The sequence below is a fragment of the Sphingomonas metalli genome (genome assembly GCF_014641735.1).
Classification (GTDB): Bacteria; Pseudomonadota; Alphaproteobacteria; order Sphingomonadales; family Sphingomonadaceae; genus Sphingomonas; species Sphingomonas metalli.
The window spans coordinates 728,839-749,156 of the sequence record NZ_BMIH01000003.1; the positions used below are offsets into that span (position 1 = coordinate 728,839).

Here is a 20,318-nt window from a genome sequence, read left to right on the forward strand (position 1 = left end):
AGGCAATCCGAAGGGCCGGGAGGGCCCATCAAGGGAGATAAGCGTGCCGCTAAGCACCCGTTCTCCTTAACCCGCAAAAGGTTAACGACGCGTTATAGCAGGATGGCGATCGGCCTGTGCTCCGTCCGCCATCGTCAGATCCTCCGCGAAAACCGGGAACTTGACCGCGCAGAAGGCGCAATCGACCTCGATCACGCCGCGCTCGTCGGCCATCTCGCGCCGCTCGGCCACGCCGAACTTGGCGAGGACGCCGCGGATATGCTCGGCAGTGCACCGGCAGCCGCGCCCGATCGGGGTGGACGCGAGCACGCGGACCTCCTCCTCCTCGTTGAACAGGCGCCAGACCAGCGTCTCGAGCGGCAGCGCGGCATCGGCCAGCTCGTCTGCGCCCATGGTCTGGCCAAGCGCGGCGACATGCTCCCATTCGGGATGGTCGAGCCGCGTGTGCAGCCGCTCGCGCCCTTCCTCGCCCTCGGGAAGATGCTGGAGCAGCAGCCCGCCGGCAATTCGTTGCCCGGCCGCATCCCGGTTCACGCCGACGCGCACCAGTGTCGGGATCTGTTCGGACTGGGCGAAATAGCTTTGCGCCGCCGCCGCCAGCGTATCGCCGTCGAGCGGCACGATACCCTGATAGCGCTCGCCGGTGGTCGCGAGATCGAAGGTGATGGCGAGATAGCCTTGGCCGAACAGCGCGAACAGGGTCGGCGCCTCCGGCATTTCGGCCAGCCGCTCGGCATCATATTCGATATAGCCGCGCAGCTCGCCGCCGCGATAGTCGCAGACGAGCAGCGTCACCACGCCCGTCTCGCTGCGGCTCTGCATCGTCAGCTGGCCCTTCTCGTCCTTCAGCGTCGCCCCCATCAGCGCGCACAGCGTCAGCGCCTCGGCCAGCAGCGCCTCGATCGCGGGGGGATAGTCGTGCGCGGCGAGGATCGCCTGCATCGCCGGGCCGAGCCGTACCATGCGGCCGCGCGCATGGCGTCCCGGAATGGTGAAACCGAGCACCCGATCAAGATCGGCCATGGGAAGATCGTTCATCGCAAACCATTCGGGCTGAACCGGACGAAGCCCTGCCCCTCCCCGCCGCCGACACGGTGGAGGACCAGCCCGGCGACGCGCCAGGCGGACGAGTTTCGGTGTTTGCGCCAAGATGGGCGGTCGGGGGGGTTCGATCAACCGGGCGCGGCTGTGGTTGGTGGTCTTGCTCGCATCGGGTACCGGTCGACCCATCAGAACGAAGCGCGCGCCACTCATCCCCCGTCATCCCGGCGCGGGCCGGAATCCATCTCTCCGCGAGAACAGACCCGTCGGCTCATCAGGCCACATGGATCCCGGCCTTCGCCGGGAGGACGGAAGAGGTTGAGGTGCGCGCGCTTCGCCTCTGCCGGCGATGGAAAGGAAGGACCCCGCCTAGCCCAGCTGCCCGAAGCACCAGCGCAGGATGCTCTTCTGGGCATGAAGGCGGTTCTCCGCCTCGGGCCAGATCAGCGACTGAGGGCCGTCGATCACCTCCTCGGTCACTTCCTCGCCGCGATGGGCGGGCAGGCAGTGGAGGAACTTGGCGTCGGGCTTGGCCAGCGCCATCAGCGCACTATCCACCTGATAGGGGGCCAGGGCGGCGAGCTTGGTCTCGGCATGGGCCTGTCCCATCGAGATCCAGGTGTCGGTGACGACGATGTCGGCGCCCTCTACCGCCTCCCGCGGATCGGCGACGACGCGGGCGCGGCCGGAGGCGGCGGTGATCGCCTCCTCCTCCGGCGCAAAGCCTTGCGGGCAGGCGGCGACGACGTCGAACTGCATCAGCGCCGCGGCCTCGACGATCGAGGCCAGCACGTTGTTGCCGTCGCCCAGCCAGGCGACCTTGAGGCCCGGCAGGCTGCGGCCGCTCTCGATGATGGTCAGCAGGTCCGCCATGATCTGGCAGGGGTGCGAGGCGTCGGTCAGTCCGTTGATGACCGGCACGGTGGCATGGCGCGCCATCTCCTCGACCTTGGCATGATCGTCGGTGCGGATCATGATCGCGTCGACATAGCCGGACAGGACGCGCGCGGTGTCGGCGATGCTCTCGCCCCGGCCGAGCTGCATCGACCCGGCATCCATCACGATCGAGGTACCGCCGAGCTGGCGGATCGCCATGTCGAACGACACGCGGGTGCGGGTCGAGTTCTTCTCGAACACACAGGCGAGAACATGGCCGGCGAGCGGCGCGTCGGCATCTGGCCGCCCCTTGGTCCAGCCGGCGCGGGCCGCCTTGCGGTCGATCGCATCGGCCAGCATCGCGGCGATCCCGTCCGCTCCGGCATCCGACAGGTTCAGGAAATGGCGCATGATATCAGCTCCTCCCCGCTGTGCGGGGAGGGGGACCGCCGGCGGAGCCGGTGGTGGAGGGGCGCCTCCACGCACGTGCCGCCTGTGGCTCTCCCCCTCCACCAGCCTGCGGCTGGTCCCCCTCCCCGCACAGCGGGGAGGATCTTCAGGTCAATCGTCCGCGACGGGCACGTAGACCCGCGCCGCCTCGGACAGTTTCTGCGTGAACTCGGCCACATGGCTCTCGTCGATGACGAGTGGCGGCAGGATGCGGACGACATTGTCGCCCGCCGCCACCGTCAGCAGCCCGTGATGATCGCGGCAATGCGCGACGAAGCGGCGACTGTCGCTCTTCAGCTTCAGCCCCAGCATCAGCCCGCGCCCGCGCACCTCCTGGAAGAGGTGGTCGTGATTGGGGATCATCTGCTCCAGGCTGGCGCGCAGCCGCTCGCCCATCGCGGTGACATGGTCGAGAAAGCCGTCGCCCATCAGTACGTCGAGCACCGCCTCGCCCGCCGCCATCGCCAGCGGATTGCCGCCATAGGTGGAGCCATGCGTGCCCGCGACCATGCCCTTGGCCGCACGTTCGGTGGCGAGGCACGCTCCGAGCGGGAAGCCCGCACCGATGCCCTTGGCCACCGCCATGATGTCGGGCGTGATGCCGTACAATTCGTGCGCGAAGAACTTGCCGGTGCGGCCGTATCCGCACTGCACCTCGTCCAGCACCAGCAGCAGGCCCTGCTCGTCACAGACCTTGCGCAAGCCCTGCAAGAAGGCATCCGTGCCGGCCATCAGCCCGCCCTCGCCCTGGATCGGCTCGACCAGGAAGCCCGCCGTCGTCTCGTCGATCAGCGCCAGCGCCGCGTCGAGATCGTTGAACGGCGCATAGCGGAAGCCGGGGAGCAGCGGCTCGAATCCGTCGCGCATCTTGGGCTGGTTGGTCGCCGAAATGGTGCCGAGCGTCCGGCCATGGAAGGCGTTGTTGAAGGTGATGAGCGTGTTCCGCTCCGGTCGGCCCTCGGCACAGTGATAGCGGCGCGCCGTCTTGATCGCGCACTCGACGGCCTCGGCACCCGAATTGGTGAAGAACACCGTGTCGGCAAAGGTCGCATCGACCAGCCGCTGCGCCAGATGCTCGCCCTGCGGGCTGCCATAGAGGTTGGACATGTGCATCAGCGTCGCCGCCTGATCCGCAATTGCCTTGACCAGATGCGGATGGCCGTGGCCGAGTGCGTTCACCGCGATGCCGCTGGCGAAATCCAGATATTGCTGCCCGTCCTCGCCATAGAGATAGACGCCCTCGCCTCGGACCGGACGCACCCCGCACCGTGGGTAGACGGGCATGAGCGGCGTGATGGTCACGGGTAAGCCTCCTCCAGACGAGAAAGGGCGGCCCCGTCGTGAGGCCGCCCGGAGCGCTCAAATACCGGCGGTGCGGGGGCAGCGTCAACATCGCGGCGCGGAGTCCGCTTGCCGGTCCGTTCGCGATCGGCAACATTCTTCCCATTTCGGGGCAATTGGGGGGAGAGTCGATCATGGGACTGGAGCAATCGCGCCTGGCGGTACGGGCCGGGCAGGTAATCAGCGCGCTGGTGGTGCTGTTCCTCGTGGCCGACGGGCTGACCGGGCTGTTCAATCCCGCGGTCCTGGCCGAGCCGATGGCCGCAACCGGCTATGGCGCCGACAAACTGCCCGTCATCAGCATCCTCGCCCTCATCGCTGCGCTCGTCTATGCGGTGCCGCAGACTGCGGCGGTCGGTGCGATCCTCGTCACCGGCTATGCAGGCGGAGCGATCGCGACCCACCTCCGGGTCGATCCGGGCGTGGTGCCCGAGCAGGTCATCTGCCTTCTGCTGGGCGTCCTCGCCTGGCTGGGGCTGTGGCTACGCGACGGGCGGGTCACGTCGCTTCTGCCGGTCCGCCGGTGACCGGTCAGACCGGCAGGGGCACGATCCGGCGGGCGGCAAGCGCCAGCAGCGCCGCCGCGCCGGCGGCCGCCCACAGGCTCCAGCCCTGCGAGTAAAGACCGGCGCCGAGCACCGCGCCCGCGACCAGCCCGCACCAGAGCAGCAACAGCGGAATCCACGCCCAGCGCGGCCCACCCGTCAGCGCGGCCGCGATCCGCTGGCCCAGCCTGACCAGCGCGCCGGTCATATAGGTAACGCCGATACTGACCTCGCCCTGTTGCTGGAAGACGCCGTTCTCGGCGCCCATGGCCGCGGCGAGGCAAAGCGCGACAAAGAGCGCCGGGCCCTCGCCGCGCAGCGCCGCCGCCGCGGCGAGCAGCAGCGAGACGAGGATCAGCACCGCGGCCTTGCGGTTCCGGCCGGCGTGCGACGCCAGCAGCGTCGCGGCGACCACGCCGGCCAGAAAGGCCGCGATCAGCGCCGCCGGCGGCCAGGGCGAGGCCTCGATCCCCGCCGCGGCCACCGCCATGCGCGTCGAATTGCCGCTCATGAACGAAACGAAATAGCCGCCGGCGGTCAGATAGCCGATCGCATCCACATAGCCCGCCAGCAGCGCGAGCAGCGTGGCGAGCAGCCAATGGCGCGGACCATAGCCGGGCGCCACGCCGCCCGCCTCGGTCATGCGTCCAGCGCTTCCTCGTCCAGCCGGGCCGCATTCTCCTGGATGAAGGCGAAGCGGTGGGCGGGATTGGTCCCCATCAGCCGGTCGACCAGGTCCTTCACCCCTGCCCGCTCCTCATATTCCTGCGGCAGGGTGATGCGGATCATCGCGCGCCTGGCGGGATCCATCGTCGTCTCGCGCAGCTGCTGCGGGTTCATCTCGCCCAGCCCCTTGAAGCGCGCGACCTCGACCTTCTTGCCCTTGAAGGCGGTCCGCTCCAGCTCGGCACGGTGCGCGTCGTCGCGGGCATAGAGGCTCTTCGTCCCCGCCGTCAGCCGGTAGAGGGGCGGCTGGGCCAGATAGAGGTGCCCGCGCCGCACCAGCTCAGGCATCTCCTGGAAGAAGAAGGTCATCAGCAGCGTGGCGATGTGGGCACCGTCCACATCGGCGTCGGTCATGATGACGATCCGCTCGTAGCGCAGATTGTCGGGCTGGCAGTCCTTGCGCGTGCCACAGCCCAAGGCCTGGATCAGATCGGCAATTTCTTGATTTGCCAGTATCTTGGCAGACGTTGCTGAGGCGACGTTCAGGATCTTGCCGCGGATCGGCAGGATCGCCTGCGTCTTGCGGTCGCGCGCCTGCTTGGCGCTGCCGCCGGCCGAGTCGCCCTCGACGATGAACAGCTCCGTCCCGGCCGGCGCATCGGCGGCGCAGTCGGTCAGCTTGCCGGGCAGACGCAGCTTGCGCGCGCTGGTCGCGGTCTTGCGCTTGACCTCGCGCTCGGCCTTGCGGCGCAGCCGCTCGTCCATCCGGTCGAGCACATAGCCGAGCAACGCCCGGCCCCGTTCCATATTCTGGCTGAGCCAGTGGTCGAAATGGTCGCGCATCGCCTTCTCGACCAGCCCCGCCGCCTCCGGGCTGGTCAGCCGGTCCTTGGTCTGGCTCTGGAATTGCGGCTCGCGGATGAAGACCGACAGCATCAGCTCGCTGCCCATCGACACATCGTCGGCGCTGATGTCCTTGGCGCGCTTGTTGTTCACCAGCTCGCCGAACTGGCGCAGGCCGCGCACCAGCGCCTGGCGCAGGCCCTGCTCATGGGTGCCACCATCGGGGGTCGGGATGGTGTTGCAATACCAGCTATAGCTGCCGTCGCTCCACAAGGGCCAGGCGACCGCCCATTCGACCCGCCCCTGCCCGTTCGGAAACTCCTGCGTTCCGGCGAAGAAATCGGCCGTGGCGCATTCGCGCCCGCCGATCTGCTCCTTCAGATGATCGGCGAGACCACCGGGGAACTGAAACACCGCCTCTGCCGGAATATCGCTGCCGTCGAGCAGCGCCGGGTCGCAGCGCCACCGGATCTCCACGCCCGCGAAGAGATAGGCCTTGGAGCGCGCCAGCCGGTAGAGGCGCGCCGGCTTGAAGCCCAGTTCCGGTCCGAAGATCTCGGGATCGGGCGTGAAGGCGACGGAGGTGCCGCGGCGGTTGGGCGCGGCACCGACATGCTCCAGCGGCCCCAGCGTCGCTCCGCGCGAGAAACGCTGGCGATAGAGTTGCCGGTCGCGCGCCACCTCGACCACCGTGTCGGTGGACAGCGCGTTGACCACCGATACGCCAACGCCGTGCAGGCCGCCGCTGGTCGCGTACGCCTTGCCGGTGAACTTGCCGCCCGAATGGAGCATGGAGAGGATCACCTCCAGCGCCGACTTGTCGGGAAACTTCGGATGCGGATCGACCGGCATGCCGCGCCCATTGTCGACGATGGTGAGCCGGTTGCCCGGCTCCAGCGTGATCTCGATGCGGGTGGCGTGGCCTGCCACCGCCTCGTCCATCGCATTGTCGAGCACCTCGGCGGCGAGATGGTGGAGCGCCCGCTCGTCGGTGCCGCCGATATACATGCCCGGGCGCCGGCGGACGGGCTCCAGCCCCTCCAGCACCTCGATCGACGAAGCGTCATAGGCAGCGGCCTGCGGCGTGGCGGCCGCGAACAGGTCAGAGGACATGGCGCCGCTTATGGAACAAAACGGCGTCAAAGACCAGCTTGGTGTGGCGCGTCGGCCACAGCCGTCCATAAACATGGATCAGGCCAGGATATTTCGGGAAGGCCGATCCGTTCCTTCGCGCGACCGCGCCAGCATCGCGGGTCAGGATCGGGAGACATCATGCGTTTCATCAGCTTCGCCGGCGCCGCGATCGCCGCCGCCACCCTCGCCGCCCCCGCCATGGCGCAGGACAGCGACACGCCCTTTTCGGGCGTCTATGTCGGCGGTGCGGGCGGCTATGATGTCCAGCCCAACGACGTCGGTTCGCGCATCCTGTTCGACCGCAATCTCGACGGCCGTTTCGGCGACACCGTGCTGACGGGCGCCGGCGGCAATGCCTTCGGCCCCGGCTTCTGCAACGGGTCGGCGCGTACCCAGCTGGCCCCGGGCAACGGTGGATCGTGCCGCAACGACAAGGACGGCTGGGCCTATTATGGCCGCGCCGGTGCCGATGCGCAGACCGGCAACATCGTCGTCGGCTTCGTCGGCGAGTTCGGCAAGAGCGAGATCCGCGACAGCGTGACCGCCTTTTCGGGCACGCCCGCCAGCTACGTGATGAGCCGCAACATCGACTGGGAGGGCTCGGTCCGGGGTCGCGCCGGCTATGCCGCCAACACGACGCTGTTCTACGGCACCTTCGGCGCGGGCTATGCGCGCATCGACCGCCAGTTCGCGACGACCAACACCGTCAACACCTTCACCGGCAGCGGCAAGCGCAACCAGTGGGGCATCCTGGGCGGCGGCGGCGTCGAGCAGAAGCTCGGCCGCAACTTCTCGATCGGCATGGAATATATGTACCACCAGTATCGCGACAACGACTATCGCGTACGGGTGACCGGGCCGGCGGGCACGCCCTTCACCAATGCGCTGAACGGCGGCACCGCCAGCGGCACCGATTTCCGCCGCTCGGACGACAAGTTCCGCTGGCACAGCCTGCGCGCGACGGCAGCGTTCCGGTTCTGAGGCGCAGGGCGGCCTGTGTCATGCAAGGCATGGCACAGGACTCGCCCAAGCCCGGCCAGCGCAGCGCACGCTGCGTCTGACGACGCGGCTTTGCCGCGGCGGGGCTGGGCCCTAGTTGTCGGGATACGGGCAAACAATCCCCCAGCCGTCATCCCGGCGAAGGCCGGGATCCAGTTGGGCGGACCTGCCTGCTTACTTACGACCGTCCCCCAACTGAGCCACGGCCTTCGCCGGGGTGACAGCCATCGAAAATCGGGCGCACCGCAAGCCAGCTCCCGATCATCGCCGGTTTTGGCCAAAGCCAATGCCGTCGGACGCTGTTGAGGCAGCGCCGAGCGGGCGGCCCTTCCGGATCCGCTAGCGCCCTGCGCCTAGCGGACGCGCGGGCCGCCGAAGGGCAACGGCGGCGGCGGACGGCGGTCGCGGCGCGGCAGCTGCGCCTGATAGGCGTGGCCGCAATGCTCGACGCAATAGGGGAAGCCCGGATTCACCTTGTCGCCGCAGAAGTGGAAATCGGGCTCGCCCGGATGGCCGATCGGCCATTTGCAGATGCGATCGTTGAGGTCGAGCAGGCTAGTCTTGCCCGCGATCTCCGGCGACGGCTTGGCCGGCACCAGCCGGCGCGGCGGCGCGGGAGCGATCGGCGGCTGCTGCTCGCCGGGTGCCTGACGCAAGAAGCCACCCGGTCCGACCGAGCGGAGGATCGGCTGCTGCGCCGGCGCGGGAGCGGCGACCGCCGGCTCGGCGGCAGCCCGCGGCTCCGACACGACGGGGGGCGGTGGCGGCGCGGCAGCCGTCACCGGTGCGACCGGCGCCGGGGCGGCGGCCGGCGCCGCCGCGGGCACCTCGACCTCATTCGGCTTGACCGGCGAGGGACGCGCCTGCAGCCCCAGCCGATGCGCCTTGCCGATCACGGCATTGCGGCTGACCCCGTCACCCAGCGCCTCGGCAATCTGGCTGGCGGTCTGGCCGGCTTCCCACATCGTCTTGAGCGTCTCGATCCGCTCGTCGGTCCAGGACATAATCTTCCTCAAACAGCTCGCCGATTGCGGGCGGCGCCGACAGCGGTTACGCGCTGTGGCGATGAGCAGCCAGCCCCCTATCGGCGAAATTCGCACCTTCGACCGCGAACCCGGTGTGCCCGTGATCCGGAACATCAACTGGGGCGGCCTTCGCACGCTCTATATCAAGGAGGTGCGTCGTTTCTTCAAGGTGCAGCTCCAGACGATCTGGGCGCCCGCCAGTTCGCAGCTGCTGCTCCTGATCGTCTTCACCACCGCGCTGGGCGCGCATGGCGCCGTGCCGCTGGGCGGGCAGGCGATCCCGTTCGGCGACTTCATCGCCCCCGGCCTGATCGTCATGGGCATGCTGAACAACGCCTTCGCCAATGCCAGCTTCTCGCTGCTGGTCGGCAAGATCCAGGGGACGATCGTCGACTATCTGATGCCGCCCTTGTCGACCATGGAGTTGCTGGCGGCACTGGTCGGCGGCGCGGTGACACGGGCCTTCCTGGTCGGCGCGACCGTGTGGCTGGCGATGCTACTGTGGCCGGGCGTGCATGTGACGCCGGTCAACCCGCTGGCGATCCTGTGGTTCGGGTTGCTCGGGTCGGTATTCCTCGCCTTTCTGGGCGTTCTCACCTCCATCTGGGCGGAGAAGTTCGACCATGCCGCGGCGGTCACCAATTTCGTGGTGACGCCGCTCGCGCTGTTGTCAGGCACCTTCTACTCGGTCGACCGGCTCGCTCCCGCCTTCCGCGCGGTGAGCCACTTCAACCCGATCTTCTACGTCATTTCGGGCTTCCGCTACGGCTTTCTCGGCGTCGCCGACTCGCCGGTGCTGCTGGGCAGCGTCGTGGTGCTCGGGATCGACATTGTCCTGGGTGTCGCCTGCTACGCCCTGTTGCGGCGCGGCTGGCGGCTGAAGAACTAGGGTCCGTATTCAGTCGGCTGCCAACGCCTCCACCAGCGCACGCACCTTCTTCTGGCGCCATTGCGGCGTCGGCGCGACCAGCCAATAGCCGAGCCGCGAGGGACGCGGCTCGCCGATGACCACGACGCGGCCGGCGGCGATGTCGCGCGCCGCGAGGAGTTCGGGCACGGTCGCACGGCCCAGCCCCGCCGCCGCCGCATCGATCGCTAGGCCGGCATCGGCGACGCGGACCGCGGCATTGACGTCGTCGAGGCCGCCCGGCCAGCCGATCGCGCCGTCGGCGCCACCGCCGGTCGCAGCGACGGTCACGAGCCCCTCGGACTCGATCGCCTCGCCCTCATGCTCGCCCGGCCCCTCGCCCCAGCGGATCGCGAGGTCGAGATTGGCCTGGGTGAAGTCGATCCCCTGATCGCCATGCGTGTCCGCCGCCAGCAGGACGAAGCGAAGATCGGCATCCCGCGCCGCGATCCCGGCGAGGCGCGGCATCAGCCACTTCTCGGTCAGGTCGCGCGGCGCGGCGATGGTCAGCGACTTGGAGGACTGGCCGGCCTGCATCGCGCGAACCGACTCCTCGAACTGCAGGAAGCCTTCGCGCAGCGGCGCCAGCCCCGCCTCCCCTTCGGGGGTCAGTTCCAGCCCGCGCGTGGTGCGCCGGAACAGGACGACGCCCAGCGTATCCTCCAGCGCGCGGATCTGCTGTCCCACCGCAGCGGGCGTCACCGCCAGTTCGTCCGCGGCGCGGGTGAAAGACAGATGCCGCGCCGCCGCGTCGAGCACGCGCAGGCCGTTGAGCGGCAGATGGGTGCGCTTCATTGCGCCACCGCCGGTGCGCTGAGCGTGAAGCGCGGAATGACGACATCGAAGCTGCTGCCGTCCTCGGCGACCATCCGGTAGCTGCCCTGCATCGCGCCCGACGAGGTCGCCAGCGGGCAGCCGGAGACATAGTCGAAGCTCGCACCCGGTTCGATCAACGGCTGTTCCCCCACGACCCCCTCGCCCTCGACCGAATGGCGCGCACCGCGCCCGTCGGTGATGATCCAGTGCCGGCTGATGAGCTGGACCGCGCCGGCCCCCTCATTCTCCAGCCGGATATGATAGGCCCAGAACCAGCGCCCCCGCGCCGGCTCGGACTGTTCGGCCAGATAGCTGACCGCGACGCGCACGGTCACCCCGCGCGTCGTCTGGGCATGGGCGAAGAGCGCGCGCATCGCCTCTGCGCCTACAGTCCCGCCCGCGTCAGCGCCTGGTCGAGATCCTCGATCAGGTCCTGCGGATCCTCCAGCCCGACGTTGAGGCGCAGCATGCCCTCGCCGATCCCCATTTCCTCGCGCTTCTCGGCGGTGACGCCGGCATGGGTGGTCGACGCGGGATGGGTCATGAGCGACCGCGAGTCGCCGATGTTGTTCGAGATGTCGATCAGCTCGAGCGCGTCGAGCAACGCATGCGCCTGCTCCCGCCCGCCATCGACCGCGAGCGCGAAGATCGGCCCCGCCGCCGCCATCTGGCGCATGGCCAACGCGTGCTGCGGATGGCTGGGCAGGCCCGGATGCAGGATATGCGGCACGCGACCTTCGAGGAAGCGGCCGACCGCGACCGAGCTTTCCGACTGGCGGCGGATGCGCAGGTCGAGCGTCTCGAGGCCCTTCAGCACCACCCAGGCGTTGAACGGCGACAGGGTCGGCCCCGTGTTGCGGGTGAAGGGCAGCAGCGTGTTGTCGATCCAGTCGCGCGTTCCGCACACGGCGCCGGCAAGCACGCGACCCTGTCCGTCCATCATCTTGGTCGCCGAATAGGCGACCACGTCCGCACCATATTCCATCGGCCGCTGGAGCGCGGGCGTGGCGAAGGCATTGTCGACGACGGTGGTGATGCCGCGCTCGCGCGCGATCGCACAGACCGCGGCCAGATCGACCACGTCCATCGTCGGGTTGGCCGGCGTCTCGAAGAAGAAGACCTTGGTCTCCGGCCGCACGGCGTCGAGAAAGGCCTGCGGATCGCGCGCGTCGACCACGGTTGTGGCGATACCGAACTTCGGCAGCAGCGTATCCGTCAGCCAGCGGCAGGAGCCGAAGGCCGCGCGGCCGCCGACCAGATGGTCGCCCGCCTGCAACTGACAGAGCAGCGCCGCGGTCATCGCCGCCATGCCGCTCGCCATGGTCCGGCAGGACTCGGCCCCTTCGAGCAGGGCGATGCGCTGCTCCAGCATCTCGACCGTCGGATTCTGGAGGCGGGAATAGGTCATACCCTCCTGCTCGCCGGCGAACCGCGCCGCCGCGTCGGCCGCCCGGTCGTAGCTATAGCCCGAGGTGAGGAACAACGCCTCCGACGTCTCGCCCCATTCGGAGCGTGCGGTGCCGCCGCGAACGGCCTGGGTCGCCGGGCGCCATTGGCTGGTGATGCTGCGGTCCTGGCCGGTCTTGCGCTTCATGACGGTGCGCTTTGCCCCCTCCGCCCCGCCCTTGCAAGCGAGGCGCGAGTCAGGAACAAGGCAGCGCCGTGCCCGACATCCTCCGCCGCCCCCTGCCGCTCGCCCTGCTGATCGCGCTGGTCGCGGAGGCGCTGTTCCTGTGGCGGCTGAGCGTGCCGCACATCCTGGTGTTCGATGAGACGCACTATGTTCCCGCCGCGCGCAAGCTGCTGGCGCTGGCGGGGCCGACGAACATCGAGCATCCGCTGCTCGCCAAGACGCTGATCGCGGCCGGAATCGCGTTGTTCGGCGACAATCCGTTCGGCTGGCGGTTCCTCTCTACGCTGGCGGCGACCGCAGTGGTGACGGGCGTGTTCGCGATCCTGTGGCTCGGGCTGCGCCGGCTGCGTCCGGCGGCGATCGGCGCGATCACGACGCTGCTGGGCTTCACCGTCTTCGTCCAGGCGCGGATCGCCATGCTCGACGGCTTCATGGCGGCGTTCGTCGTCGCGGGCGCGGCCAGCCTGCTCTGGGCGATGCGGGGTACGGGCGCGCAGGTGGTCCGCCGCTGGATCGCGGGCGCGATCCTGCTGGGACTCGCGACCGCCTGCAAATGGACCGCGGCGCCCTATGTCGCCTTTGCCGGTGTCGCGCTGATCCTTCTGAAGCGGCGCCGGCCCGACCGCTGGAGCGGCCTGAGCGTGGCGGAGGGGCTGGCGCTGCTCGGCGCGACCAGCATCCTCACCTACTTCCTCACATTCGCCCCCGCCTTCTTCTACACGAATGATCCGCTGACCATCGGGCGGCTGGTCCCCTTCCAGCTGACGATGTTCCAGCAGCAGACCCAGGTCTTGCCGCCGCATACCTATCAGTCGAGCTGGTGGAGCTGGCCGCTCGACATCCGCCCGATCTGGTATCTTTACGAGCCCGTCGACGGCGCGCAGCGCGGCATCCTGCTGGTCGGCAATCCCGTCGTGCTGTGGGGCGGGTTGGTCGCGGTGGCGGCATGCCTGATCGGCTGGCTTCGCATCCGCGACGTGCGCCTCGGCTGCGCGGCGGGTTTGTGGATCGCGGGCTTCGGCATCTGGCCGGCGATCCCCAAATCGCTCGGCTTCTTCTACTACTATTATCTGCCGAGCATCTGGCTGGGGATCGCGATCGCCGTCGCCTTCGATCACTGGCGGGTGCGGCTGCGCTATTGGGACGAGGCGTTCCTGATGCTCGCGGCGGGGCTGTTCATCCACTTCTACCCCATTCTCTCCGCAGCCCCGCTGGCAGGACCCCGCAGCTTCGAGCGGTGGATGTGGTTCTCGAGCTGGCCGTGACGGACCGGTATAGCCGTTCGGTCCGAAAAGCTCTCAGAGCCCCGCCAGGACGCGCTCCGCCATCGCCTCCGTCGACAGCGAGCCGCCCAGATCGGCGGTGCGCGCGCCTTCCGAAATCGCGCGGGCGACCGCCGCCTCGATCCGGTCGGCGTCATCGCCGCGGCCGAGCGAATGGCGCAGCATCATCGCCGCGGACAGGATGGTGGCGCATGGATTCGCCCTGCCCTGACCGGCGATGTCGGGCGCCGAGCCATGGATCGGCTCGTACAACCCCTTGCCCGTCTCGCCGAGCGCCGCGGAGGCGAGCATTCCGATCGAACCTGCGCACATCGATGCCTGATCGGACAGGATGTCGCCGAACAGATTGCCGGTGACGATCGTGTCGAACTGGCCGGGATCGCGGACCAGCTGCATTGCGGCATTGTCGACATACATGTGCGCCAGCTGCACGTCGGGATAGTCGCGCGCGACCTCCACCACCACGTCGCGCCACAGCTGGGAGGTTTCGAGCACATTGGCCTTGTCGACCGACAGCAGCCGGCCGCGCCGGGTGCGCGCGGTGCCAAAGCCGACATGGGCGATGCGCGCCACCTCTTCCTCGTCATAGCGCATCAGATCGTGGCCGACGCGCAGCCCGGCCGGGGTGAGATCGCGTCCCTTGTCGCCGAAGTAGACGTCGCCGGTCAGCTCGCGCACGATGACGAGGTCGATGGTGCGCGCGATCTCCGGCTTCAACGCCGACGCGTCCTCAAGACCCTCGAACAATCGCGCCGGCCGCAGATTGGCGAACAGGCCGAGCGACTTGCGCAGCCCCAATATCGCCTGTTCGGGGCGGAGGGCACGCTCCAGCCCGTCGAACTCGGGGTCGCCCACCGCGCCGAACAGGATCGCGTCGGCGCGCTCTGCCAGCGCCAGCGTCGCCTCCGGCAGGGGGTGCCCGGTCTGACGATAGGCCGCACCGCCGACCAGTCCCTCTTCATAGGTGAGGTCGGGCGCGACGACCTCCAGGACCCGTCGCGCCTGCGCCGTCACTTCGGGTCCGATGCCGTCGCCGGCGAGCACTGCGATCAAGGTCATGGCCAATAACTCCCGCGCCCGCCCTTGCCGGGGCGGACCCCGTCACGCAACCGCTCTCTTCAGCCGGTCGACCAGCCGCTCGCGCGCGGCAAGGGCCACCGCCAGCCGGTCGGTCAGGATATCGCGGGCGAGGAAATGGCCGGTCAGGCGCAGGCCCTCGATCAACGCCGCGCCGTCGGGCGGGCCGCCGCCGGTCAGGAAGTCAGGCAGCGGCAGCAGTGCGTGCTCATAGCCGGCAGCGGCGCTGCGACTGACCGCGGCGGCGCTGCGCGGGCTGACAAAGCCCAGGTCCTCGACGGCGCCGGTCACCACACAGGCTTCGAGGTCGAGGCCGAAGCCCAGTTCGGCGAGAAGCACCAGCTCGAACCGCACCAGCCCACCGGCCCAGCCGCGCGCCGCCGACGCCGCCTCGATCGCGCTCAGCATGCCGTCGAGCGCGTCGTAAAGCCGCGGATAGGGCTGGGCTTCGGGCAGGGCGGCGGCGACGAGCGCGGTCAGCCACTCGATCGCCGCGGCGGCGAGCGGCTCGCCATGAAGCGCGGCGCGGCTGCGGACCGGCTCCACCGTCAGCGCCGGCAACTGCTCGGCGGTGCGCCCCCGCCAGCTGCCGCGGATCGTGTTTCCGGGTTGCAGCACCGGCCGCCACTGGCGCGAGCGGGCACCGCGGACATAGCCCGGCTGGACGCCATGCTCGCGGGTCAGCGCCCGCACCACGCCGCCATGCTCGCCATGTGCGCGAACGGCGAGAATGACGGCGTCGGCGACGATCTGCATCGCCGGATTGTCGGCTGCGCAGGCCCTGAGGGCAATGGGGATCGGCCAACCGCGTGCCGGATCGCCGCTTCCCGATCGACCCTAAGGCTTGATCCCCCAGCGTGCATATTGGGCATCGATCAGCGGCGCGATCGTCCGGGCGGTGGCAAGTGCCGCGGTGGCTTCGGCGGACTTGCCCTGCTTCTGGAGTACGATGCCGCGCAGATAGAGGCTGGCGGGCAGATCGGGTGCCGTCTCCAGCGCGGCGCCGAGATCGGCCAGTGCCGCATCCATCTGCCCCAGACGATAATGGACCATGGCGCGGCTATCGAGCGCCTGCACGCCCGTATCGGTGAGTTCGATCGATCGATTGCAGTCCTTGAGCGCCGTATCGAGCTGGACCGAGAGCGTGGCCTTCATCCAGCACCGCGCGTTGAGGAGCTGCGCATCGGTCGGGTTCGCGACCACCAGCTCGTCCAGCACCGCCAGTGCACCGTCGCGCTCGCCGAGGTCGGCAAGCATGTCGGCCTTGGCCATCTGGTAGGTCAGCACCTCCTTGCCGCCCGCGTCGATCCGTTCCTGCATCAGGGCGAGCCCCGCGTCGCGCTCACCATGTTTCGCCTGGTAGCTGGCCAGTCCGATCGCGGCCGCAGCCGCGCCGGGATCGAGCGCGATCGCTTCATCCAGATCGGCGCGCTGGCGCTTGGCGTCGCCGGCAATCTCGTAGAGCGAGGCCCGCCAGACATAGTCGTCCACCGTAGGTTCAATCTCGATGGCACGGGTCACGTCGGGGATCGCGCCCTTATAGTCGTAGATGCCCGCCAGGAATCGCGCCCGGTTGAGGTAGTTTTCGCGATCCTCGGGGTCGTTGGCGATCGCCTTCGCATAGGCGGCAAGCAGCGGCTGGAGCGTGCCGTTGCGCCGGGCCTCGGCGACGTCGGCGACATGGGATTGTCGGACGGCGGGCCCCACCACCTCCAGCTTTCGCGCCTTGACCAAGGCAACCCGTGCGCGCGTTGCGGCCACCGCGTCGGCGGGGACGTCCGGCGCGACGGTCACCACCTCGTCGTCGAGGGTCACGGTACCACCATCGAGCGCCACGCGGCGGTTGATCGTGCGGGCCGCCATCGTCTCGGCCAGCGTCTGGTCGCCGGCGAGCGTATAGCCACGGCCGTTCTGCGGCAGGCGCAGCGTTTCGTGATAGCGCGTCCGTCGCGGCTCGCCGATCTGGACCGGGATGGACCGCCAGGCCGGGCGGGCCCGGTCGGGCTGGAAGTTCAGCTCGCTCATACCGCCGTCGAGCGCGATGCGGTGCCGCCCGCGATCCCATTGCCAGCCCGACGAAGCGAGCCCCGACGCGCTGATCGTCGCGATGCCGGTCGCCGCGTCATAGGCCACCGACTGTTCGGTCAGGCGGGCGCCGCTCATCAGCTCGTTCATCACCTGCTGCACCATGTCGCGCTGCTGTTCCGGCGCGGCCTGGGTGGCGACCAGACCGACCATCGCCGCCTGTGGCCCGCGCATCCGGAGGGTCGTCTTCATCAGCACGGGCATGGTGACGCCGGCGCGCTGGTCGACGTCCATCACGACCTCGCCGACCGGGCGGGCGGGTGCCCGGAAGGGAACCGGCATCAGCCCAGCCCCCGCCGGCCGCAGCGGCAGGACGGTGCGGAAGGTCGGCACGTCGTCGAGGTCGGCCAGCCGCGTGCCGCTCATCGTCCCGTCCAGCCACACGCTCTCGCCGCCGATCGTCGCACGGACGATGACGTGGTCGAAGGCGCCGGGGATCGGCAGCCGTCCGTCGATGACATCGCCCGCCTGCGCCGGCGCGACGACGGCCTCCGCCTCGATATCGAGGCCGCGAAGCAGCGCGAGCAGCAGCAGCGTCTTCGCCTTGCAGTCGCCATAGCGCAGCGACCAGGTCTCGGCCGGCGGCTGCGGCAGATAGTTGCCACCATTCATGCCGTTGAACAGGTAGCGGACCTTGTCCTGCACCAGGTCGAGCGCCAGCGCCGCCCGCTTGCGCGGGTCGCTTTCCGCCGCCTTGATCCGCGCGACCTCTGCGGCGAGCGGGCTGCCGGGCGCTATCAGCCCCTTCGTATCGTAGAGCGGCGCCATGGTCCGCGACACGGCCGGCCAGTCGGCGAAGCTGGTCGCCTCCAGCAAGGTCGGTTTGGCGAAGCGGACCGGCATGTCCTGGGGCATGTCCGGCAGCTTGGGCAGCGGGCTTTCGATCAGCACCTCGCGATAGCCGTTCGCGGTGGTGACCACCGGCTTGGCCCCGTCGGCATAGATCTTCCACTGCACGGGTTCCGCCACGGGCCAGATCATCCGCGCTCGCAGGAAGCCGAACCGGGCGGGCGCGGTCGGCAGCGGCATCAGCGCCTGCATCCGCCCCCCCAGCGCCGTGTCGCGGTTGGTGGTCGAGAAGGCGACATGGAGCACGTCGCCGATCCGCAACCCTTCGATCGCCATCGTCGCCGACAGCACGCCGTTGACTTCGAGCTGCTCGAGCTGCTGCTCGCGCCGCAGGACGTTGAAGCGCTTGCCGCCCGCCAGCAGGTCGATCCGCTCGCCGCCGCGGACGATCTCGACGCGGTGGATGACGAGGTCGCCATGGTCGGGTTGCCAGGGCAGTGTCAGCGTGCCGTTGCGTGTGACGACATCCGCGTTCGCCATTCGGGTGGCACTGTCGAAATAGCTCCACACCTCCCCGTCCTGCAGCCGCTGCTGCATGTCGTAGAGGACGGTGAGCGGCGCTGAGGGGGCGAGCTGCGCCGGGGTGAAGGGAGGCGCGGGCTTCACCCAGTCGGGCGTCGGCTTGTAGAGCGGGGCCTCGCTCGCCTGCGCCGCGCCCGCCACCACGATCGCGACGGTCGCCGCGATTGCCCCTCTGATCATCTCTTCCCCCTCGTTACGCCGAACAGTGTAGCGAGGGCCGGTGCAGCCGCAACGGCGAAACCGTGATGATGCGGTGCAGATACAGGGCATCCCGGCGCCCCTGCACGCCCCGGTCAGCGTGCGTGGTAGAAGTCGTAGACCTGCTGGGCGACGCCCGCCGACACGCCCGGCGCCTTCTTGAGATCGTCGAGGCTCGCATTCCGTACCGCCCGCGCAGTGCCGAAGTGCATCAGCAGCGCCTTCTTGCGAGCCGGGCCGATGCCGGGCACCTCGTCCAGCGGACTGGCACCGATCGCCTTGGCCCGCTTCTCACGATGCGCGCCGATCACGAAACGGTGGACCTCGTCGCGCAGCCGCTGGAGGTAGAAGAGCACCGGCGCATTGACCGGCAGCTGGAACTCGCGCCCGTCCATCAGGTGAAACACCTCGCGCCCCTCGCGGCCGTGATGCGGCCCCTTGGCGACGCCGACCAAGCAGACATCCTCGATCCCCAGATCCTCCAGCACCGCCTTGGCTGCATTGAGCTGGCCGCGGCCGCCGTCGATCAGCACCAGATCGGGCCAGGTGCCGTCGTCGCGGTCCGGCGCTTCCTCCAGCTGGCGGGCGAAGCGGCGGCGGAACACCTCGCGCATCATGCCGAAATCGTCGTTGGTCGCCGCCTCGTTCCCCTTGATGTTGAACTTGCGATACTGTCCCTTGCGGAAGCCCTCCGGCCCGGCGACGATCAGCGCACCGAGCGCGTTGGTGCCTTGAATATGGCTGTTGTCATAGACCTCGATCCGGTCGGGCGGCTCGGGCAGCTCGAACAGGTCGGCGACCTCGCGCAGCAGCTTCGCCTGCGTGGTCGACTCCGCCAGACGGCGCTCGAGCGCCTCGACCGCGTTGCGCTTGGCCTGCTCCATCAGCCGCCGCCGGTCGCCCCGCTGCGGCACCGACAGCGCGACCTTGTAGCCCGCCGCCTCGCCCAGCGCCTGGCCCAGCAACTCGCCCTCCGGCAGGTCGCGGTCGAGCAGGATCTGCCGGGCGGGCGGCACCTCCTCGTAGAACTGGGTGAGGAAGCTCGTCATCACCTCGTCCTCCGGCACATCGGCGGTGTGCGCGGGGAAGAAGCTGCGATGGCCCCAGTTCTGGCCGCCGCGAATGAAGAAGGCCTGGATGCCGATCACCCCGTCCTTGCAGGCGAGCGCGAAGACGTCGGCGTCCCCAACCCCCTCCGCATTGATCGCCTGCGTCCCCTGCACGAAGGTGAGCGCGCGCAGCCGGTCACGCAGCAGCGCGGCCAGCTCGAAGTCCATCGCCTCCGCGGCGGCCTGCATCTGTGCGCCCAGCTTCGCCTGCACCTGCGTGGACTTGCCGGCGAGGAAGGTCTTGGCGTCCTCGACGAGTTCGGCATAGCCCGTCTTGTCGATCCGCCCGACGCACGGGGCCGAGCAGCGCTTGATCTGGTAGAGCAGGCAAGGCCGGTCGCGCGTCTTGAAGAAGCCGTCGGTGCAGGAGCGAAGCAGGAACAGCTTCTGGAGCGCGTTCAGCGTGTTGTTGACGTTGCCGGCACTGGCGAAGGGGCCGTAATAGTTGCCCGGCGCACGACGGGCGCCGCGATGCTTCTGGACGCGCGGGAAATCGGTATCGGCGCGCAGCAGGATGAAGGGGAAGCTTTTGTCGTCGCGCAGCAGCACGTTGTACGCCGGGCGGTAGCGCTTGATCAGCTGCGCCTCGAGCAGCAGCGCCTCCGCCTCGTTGTTGGTGGTGACGATGGTCATCGACCGGGTCTGCGCGACCATGCGCTGGAGCCGCTTGGGCAGCGCCTTGATCTGCGTGTAATTGGCGACCCGCTGGCGCAGCGAGCGCGCCTTGCCGACATACAGCACCTCGCCCCGCGCATCCTGCATCCGATAGACACCGGAACGCTGGGGCAGCGTCTTCAGCACATTACGGATCGCGGCGACCCCCGCCTCCAGATCGGGCGTGTCGGTGCCGCGGATCGTGTAGGTCGCGTGCTCTTCGTTGAAACGGTCGGTGGTGGATGGCGGCATCGTGCGGAGAATT

Annotated in this window: 17 protein-coding genes; 4 read left to right on the plus strand and 13 right to left on the minus strand. The window is 69.1% G+C overall.

The genetic code is table 11. The features are described 5' to 3' along the window. Window positions 1-81: 81 nt before the first annotated feature. From hslO to IEX18_RS13885, 3 genes are all read right to left on the minus strand, one after another. Entirely contained in the window at window positions 82-1,038 is a 957-nt protein-coding gene (gene hslO, locus IEX18_RS13875; protein ID WP_188659317.1) for an Hsp33 family molecular chaperone HslO, read from the minus strand. Window positions 1,039-1,410: 372 nt separating this feature from the next. Then, window positions 1,411-2,328: an ornithine carbamoyltransferase gene (gene argF, locus IEX18_RS13880; protein ID WP_188659318.1), complete on the minus strand. Its 918-nt coding sequence runs from the start codon at window positions 2,326-2,328 to the stop codon at window positions 1,411-1,413. Between the two features lie 150 nt (window positions 2,329-2,478). Continuing rightward, complete coding sequence (locus tag IEX18_RS13885; RefSeq protein WP_188659319.1) at window positions 2,479-3,669, minus strand: aspartate aminotransferase family protein; 1,191 nt, start codon at window positions 3,667-3,669, stop codon at window positions 2,479-2,481. A 38-nt stretch (window positions 3,670-3,707) separates the two neighbouring features. Here IEX18_RS13885 and IEX18_RS13890 point away from each other — a divergent pair, with 38 nt between their 5' ends. Further along, window positions 3,708-4,235 (plus strand): DoxX family protein, encoded by a 528-nt coding sequence (locus IEX18_RS13890; RefSeq protein WP_229664570.1) that lies wholly within the window; start codon window positions 3,708-3,710, stop codon window positions 4,233-4,235. Between the two features lie 4 nt (window positions 4,236-4,239). Here the strand turns inward: IEX18_RS13890 and IEX18_RS13895 are convergent, their stop codons facing one another. Both IEX18_RS13895 and parE read right to left on the minus strand, forming a co-directional pair. Further along, entirely contained in the window at window positions 4,240-4,896 is a 657-nt protein-coding gene (locus IEX18_RS13895; protein ID WP_188659320.1) for a YoaK family protein, read from the minus strand. Then, window positions 4,893-6,875 (minus strand): DNA topoisomerase IV subunit B, encoded by a 1,983-nt coding sequence (gene parE, locus IEX18_RS13900; RefSeq protein WP_188659321.1) that lies wholly within the window; start codon window positions 6,873-6,875, stop codon window positions 4,893-4,895. Before parE ends, IEX18_RS13895 begins: the two co-directional genes overlap by 4 nt. 159 nt (window positions 6,876-7,034) lie before the next feature. On the opposite strand from parE, the gene IEX18_RS13905 reads away from it, so the two are divergent. Continuing rightward, complete coding sequence (locus IEX18_RS13905) at window positions 7,035-7,877, plus strand: outer membrane protein (protein ID WP_188659322.1); 843 nt, start codon at window positions 7,035-7,037, stop codon at window positions 7,875-7,877. A 371-nt stretch (window positions 7,878-8,248) separates the two neighbouring features. On the opposite strand, the gene IEX18_RS13910 is transcribed toward IEX18_RS13905, so the two are convergent. Continuing rightward, window positions 8,249-8,899 (minus strand): GcrA family cell cycle regulator, encoded by a 651-nt coding sequence (locus IEX18_RS13910; protein ID WP_188659323.1) that lies wholly within the window; start codon window positions 8,897-8,899, stop codon window positions 8,249-8,251. A gap of 61 nt (window positions 8,900-8,960) precedes the next feature. Here IEX18_RS13910 and IEX18_RS13915 point away from each other — a divergent pair, with 61 nt between their 5' ends. Then, window positions 8,961-9,809 (plus strand): ABC transporter permease, encoded by an 849-nt coding sequence (locus IEX18_RS13915; RefSeq protein WP_188659324.1) that lies wholly within the window; start codon window positions 8,961-8,963, stop codon window positions 9,807-9,809. 9 nt (window positions 9,810-9,818) lie between these two features. Here IEX18_RS13915 and IEX18_RS13920 read toward each other — a convergent pair whose 3' ends face one another. The 3 genes from IEX18_RS13920 to IEX18_RS13930 are packed head-to-tail and all read right to left on the minus strand — an operon-like array spanning window position 9,819 to window position 12,237. Then, window positions 9,819-10,622: a LysR family transcriptional regulator gene (locus IEX18_RS13920; protein WP_188659325.1), complete on the minus strand. Its 804-nt coding sequence runs from the start codon at window positions 10,620-10,622 to the stop codon at window positions 9,819-9,821. Next, window positions 10,619-11,017, minus strand: a complete 399-nt coding sequence (gene apaG, locus IEX18_RS13925; protein WP_188659326.1) for a Co2+/Mg2+ efflux facilitator ApaG/CorD — start codon at window positions 11,015-11,017, stop codon at window positions 10,619-10,621. Before apaG ends, IEX18_RS13920 begins: the two co-directional genes overlap by 4 nt. A gap of 11 nt (window positions 11,018-11,028) precedes the next feature. Then, window positions 11,029-12,237: a trans-sulfuration enzyme family protein gene (locus tag IEX18_RS13930; protein WP_188659327.1), complete on the minus strand. Its 1,209-nt coding sequence runs from the start codon at window positions 12,235-12,237 to the stop codon at window positions 11,029-11,031. Between the two features lie 68 nt (window positions 12,238-12,305). Between IEX18_RS13930 and IEX18_RS13935 the strand changes: the two genes are divergently transcribed. Beyond that, complete coding sequence (locus IEX18_RS13935; protein WP_188659328.1) at window positions 12,306-13,541, plus strand: phospholipid carrier-dependent glycosyltransferase; 1,236 nt, start codon at window positions 12,306-12,308, stop codon at window positions 13,539-13,541. Window positions 13,542-13,574: 33 nt separating this feature from the next. On the opposite strand, the gene leuB is transcribed toward IEX18_RS13935, so the two are convergent. The 4 genes from leuB to uvrC all read right to left on the minus strand — a co-directional run bounded on the left by leuB (window position 13,575) and on the right by uvrC (window position 20,305). Further along, window positions 13,575-14,618: a 3-isopropylmalate dehydrogenase gene (leuB, locus tag IEX18_RS13940; protein WP_188659329.1), complete on the minus strand. Its 1,044-nt coding sequence runs from the start codon at window positions 14,616-14,618 to the stop codon at window positions 13,575-13,577. Between the two features lie 42 nt (window positions 14,619-14,660). Then, window positions 14,661-15,392: a DNA repair protein RecO gene (recO, locus tag IEX18_RS13945; RefSeq protein ID WP_188659330.1), complete on the minus strand. Its 732-nt coding sequence runs from the start codon at window positions 15,390-15,392 to the stop codon at window positions 14,661-14,663. An 81-nt stretch (window positions 15,393-15,473) separates the two neighbouring features. Then, window positions 15,474-18,272 (minus strand): DUF3857 domain-containing protein, encoded by a 2,799-nt coding sequence (locus tag IEX18_RS13950; protein ID WP_188659331.1) that lies wholly within the window; start codon window positions 18,270-18,272, stop codon window positions 15,474-15,476. Between the two features lie 113 nt (window positions 18,273-18,385). Next, window positions 18,386-20,305 (minus strand): excinuclease ABC subunit UvrC, encoded by a 1,920-nt coding sequence (gene uvrC, locus IEX18_RS13955; RefSeq protein WP_188659332.1) that lies wholly within the window; start codon window positions 20,303-20,305, stop codon window positions 18,386-18,388. Between the last annotated feature and the right edge of the window lie 13 nt (window positions 20,306-20,318).